We start from the raw sequence: 4380 nt of genomic DNA, 5'->3' as shown, positions 1-4380 counted from the left end.
GTAATACTTACAAACTCACTTATGGTAGGTATGTTTGATAACCAAGAAGATTGGAAGAGAGCAACTGCAATAGGTGTGGCAAATTATGGTCAAATGACTGCTGGTGGATGGATGTACATAGGGCCACAAGGTATAGTCCATGGAACTTATTCAACTATCTTAAATGCAGGTAGATTAAAACTTGGAATACCACAAGACAAAGATTTAACTGGAAGATTATTCGTTACTTCTGGTCTTGGTGGAATGAGTGGTGCTCAAGGTAAAGCAGTAGAAATAGCAGGTGGAGTTGGTATAATAGCTGAAGTTGATTATTCAAGAATAGAAACTAGATATACTCAAGGATGGGTAAGTAAGGTTGCTGAAACTTGTGAAGAAGCTTTCAAACTAGCTCATGAAAAAATGGAAGCAGAAGAACCTTGTGCTATAGCTTATCATGGTAATATAGTTGATTTACTTCAACATGCAGTAGATAACAATATTCATATAGATTTATTATCTGACCAAACTTCTTGTCATGCAGTATATGATGGAGGATATTGTCCACAAGGAATCAGTTTTGAAGAAAGAACAGAACTTTTAGCTAATGATCCAGAAAAATTTGCTACTTTAGTAGATGAAACTTTAAGAAAGCATTTTGAACTAATAAAAACATTACATGATAGAGGAGTTTACTTCTTTGATTATGGAAATAGTTTTATGAAGGCAGTATATGATGCTGGGTGTAAAGAAATTTCTAAAAATGGAGTAGATGAAAAAGATGGATTTATATTCCCATCTTATGTGGAAGATATTTTGGGGCCACAATTATTTGATTTTGGATATGGACCATTTAGATGGGTATGCTTAAGTGGTAAACATGAAGATTTAGTGAAAACAGATGAAGTTGCTATGAGCTGTATAGATCCAGATAGAAGATATCAAGACAGAGATAACTGGATTTGGATAAGAGATGCAGTGAAAAATAATTTAGTAGTTGGAACTCAAGCAAGAATACTATATCAAGATGCTATGGGAAGAACTAATATAGCACTTAAATTCAATGATATGGTAAGACGTGGAGAAATAGGACCAGTTATGATGGGGAGAGACCATCATGACGTATCAGGAACAGATTCTCCATTTAGAGAAACTTCTAATATAAAAGATGGAAGTAATATAATGGCTGATATGGCTACTCATTGTTTCGCAGGAAACTGCGCAAGAGGTATGAGTTTAGTTGCTCTTCACAATGGTGGAGGAGTTGGAATAGGTAAATCTATAAATGGTGGATTTGGTATGGTGCTAGATGGTTCTCAAAGAGTAGATGATATACTTAGAACTTCAATGCCTTGGGATGTTATGAGTGGAGTTGCTAGACGTGCTTGGGCTAGAAATGAAAACTCTATAACAACAGTTATAGAATATAATAAGATGTGTGAAGGAAAAGATCATATAACTCTACCATTCTTAGTAAATGAAGATTTAATAGAAGAAGTTGTTGGAGATAAGGAATTTGAATAAAAATTTGAATATTAATTTTATAAATTGAATAGATAAAAATGAAGGCTTTAAATAAAAGTAAAGCCTTCAAGTGAATTTATTAATAAGTTAATAATTAATAAATTTATTTAAATAATAAGTAAATTTATTAATTGCTAAATAAAAATATCTTAAATATTTATAAAAACAGGGGGAAAAGGACATGGCAATAGTACAATGTGTTCCAAATTTTAGTGAAGGTAGAGATTTAGAAAAAATAGAAAAGATAGTAAGTCCTTTAAGAGGAAAAGAAGGCGTAAAATTACTTAATTATGAAGCTGATAAAGATTATAACAGAGTTGTAGTTACTGTAATAGGAGAACCACAAGCTGTTAAAAATGCTATATTTGAAGCAATAGGAGTAGCTAAAGATGTAATAGATATGAATGTTCACAAAGGTCAACATTCAAGATTTGGAGCAACAGATGTTTGTCCATTTATACCAATCAAAGGAATGAATATGGATGACTGTGTAAAACTTGCAAGAGAACTTGGAGATATGGTAGCAAAAGAATATGAAATACCAGTGTTTTTATATGAAGCTGCTGCAACAAAACCTGAAAGAGAAAACCTTGCAACTGTAAGAAAAGGTGAGTATGAAGGTTTAGATGCTAAATTTGAGGATGAAAACTGGGCTCCTGACTTTGGAGAAGCTAAAAAACATCCAACTGCTGGTGCAGTAGCTATTGGAGCAAGAAAACCTCTTATAGCTTACAATATAAACTTAGATACTCCAAATATAGAAATCGCTAGCAAAATAGCAAAAACTATAAGACATTCAAGTGGAGGATATAGATTTATAAAAGCAGGTCCAGTTGAAATACCTGAGAGAAACATTACTCAAGTTACTATGAACTTAACTGATTACAGTAAAACTGCAATGTATAGAGCATTTGAAACAGTAAAAATGGAAGCTAGAAGATATGGTGTAAATGTTACAGGTAGTGAAATAGTTGGACTTTGCCCTATGGAAGCCTTAATAGACGTTGCTGCATATTATTTAGGATTAGAAAATTTCTCATTAGACAAAGTATTAGAAACAAGTTTAATGGAGTAATTTTGTAATTAATATATTACTGATAAATATTAATGAGGTATAAATATGAAGATAGATTTGATCATAAAAAATATAGGTAAGTTAGTAACTATGCAAGGTTCATTTTTTCCTAGGGTAGGAAGGGAAATGAACGAGCTAGATATCATTGAAGATGCTTATATAGCAGTATCTAGTGGTGAAATATATGAAGTAGGCACTGGAGATGGATATTTAAAATTAGTTGATGAACATACTAAAGTTGATGATGCAAATGGACTTTTAGTTACACCAGGATTAATTGACTCACATACTCATTTGATTCACGGAGGTTCTAGAGAAAATGAGTTTTCAAAGAAATTAAATGGGGTGCCATATATACAAATTCTTCAAGAAGGTGGAGGGATTTTAAGTACAGTTAACTCTACTAAAAATGCTACTTTTGATGAATTATATAATAAGGCCAAGAAAAGTTTAGATAGAATGCTAGAGTTTGGTGTAACTACTGTAGAAGAAAAAAGTGGTTATGGATTAGAGTTAGAAACAGAAATAAAACAATTAGAAGTTGCTCATAAGTTAGATAAAAATCATCCAGTTGACTTAGTTCATACTTTCCTAGGTGCTCATGCTATCCCGCAAGAATATAAGGGAAATAATGAAGCATATATCAAAATATTAGTAGAAGAAATGATGCCAAAGGTCAAGGAATTAGGTCTTGCTGAGTTTTGTGATGTATTCTGTGAAGAAGGAGTATTTTCTGTTGAAGAGAGTGAATATATCCTAAGTAAAGCAAAAGAATTAGGATTTAAATTAAAAATACATGCTGATGAAATAGTTCCTATAGGAGGAGCAGAGTTAGCTGCAAGACTTGGCTGTGTATCGGCAGATCATTTAATGGCTGCCAGCGATCAAGGATTACAAGACATATGTAAAAACAATGTAATAGCAAATATTCTTCCAGGTACATCGTTTAATTTAAACAAAAAATCTGCTGATGGTAGAAAAATGATAGATATGGATGTTCCGGTTAGTTTATCAAGTGACTACAATCCAGGAAGTTGTCCAAGTGAAAATTTACAATTTGTAATGCAACTTGGATGTTTAAATTTAAAAATGACACCAAATGAAGTATTAACTGCTGTAACTATAAATGCTGCTCACTGTATAGATAGAGCAAATGAAATTGGATCTATTGAAGTTGGTAAAAAAGCTGATATAGCTATATTTGATGCTCCTAATTTGGAATATCTAATGTATCATTTTGGAATAAACCATATAGATAGAGTTTATAAGGAAGGCAAACTTGTAGTAGATAATAAGCATGTAGTTTACTAAACTGGAAATATAGAACTATAGTAAAGTAATAAAATTAAGTTTATATAAATAATAATCAGATAAGAATAAATTATTGTTAAAGGATTTTATATAGGGGGAAATCAATGAAATTAATAGATATGACGGTAGATAACTTTGTTAAAGAAGTTGACTCTAACTCACCTGCACCAGGAGGAGGATCAGTAGCAGCTCTAGCTAGTGATATAGGTGCTGGTTTGGCTAGAATGATGGCACATCTAAGTTTTGGAAAGAAAAAATATGAAGCTTTAGATGAAAATATAAAAGAAGAATTTAAAACTAGATTTGATAGTCTAGGAGACATGAGAGAAAAATTGAATGAATTAGTTGATGAAGATACAAAATCTTTTAATGCATTTATGAAAGCTCTAAAAATGCCAAAGGATACTTTCAAAGAAATTATGGAAAGAAATAAAGCTTTAGCTGATGCAACTTTATATTCTATACAAGTTCCATATCAAACAGCTACTTTATCT

General features: G+C 31.8%; 4 protein-coding genes. All 4 read left to right on the top strand.

From position 1 onward, the window contains the following. Positions 1-1500, top strand: a 1500-nt coding sequence (locus J7G74_RS09905) for a urocanate hydratase (protein ID WP_297134764.1), incomplete at its 5' end; no start/stop codon positions are given. A gap of 181 nt (positions 1501-1681) precedes the next feature. After that, positions 1682-2575, top strand: a complete 894-nt coding sequence (gene ftcD, locus J7G74_RS09900) for a glutamate formimidoyltransferase (protein ID WP_297134762.1) — start codon at positions 1682-1684, stop codon at positions 2573-2575. A gap of 45 nt (positions 2576-2620) precedes the next feature. Further along, on the top strand, positions 2621-3886 hold the full coding sequence (hutI, locus tag J7G74_RS09895; protein WP_297134760.1) for an imidazolonepropionase: 1266 nt from the start codon (positions 2621-2623) through the stop codon (positions 3884-3886). Positions 3887-3990: 104 nt separating this feature from the next. After that, on the top strand, positions 3991-4380 hold a 390-nt coding region (locus tag J7G74_RS09890), incomplete at its 3' end, for a cyclodeaminase/cyclohydrolase family protein (RefSeq protein WP_297134758.1).

Origin of the sequence: Terrisporobacter sp., from assembly GCF_017888745.1 — a bacterium.
Taxonomy (GTDB): Bacteria; Bacillota; Clostridia; order Peptostreptococcales; family Peptostreptococcaceae; genus Terrisporobacter.
The sequence above is the reverse complement of the archived record's forward strand: the minus strand, read 5'-3'. Positions and strand labels throughout refer to the sequence as shown.

Bases quoted from the DNA above. Each gene is read 5' to 3' on its own strand.
- ftcD (WP_297134762.1), top strand. From the start codon at position 1,682: ATGGCAATAGTACAATGTGTTCCAAATTTTAGTGAAGGTAGAGATTTA.
- hutI (WP_297134760.1), top strand. From the start codon at position 2,621: ATGAAGATAGATTTGATCATAAAAAATATAGGTAAGTTAGTAACTATG.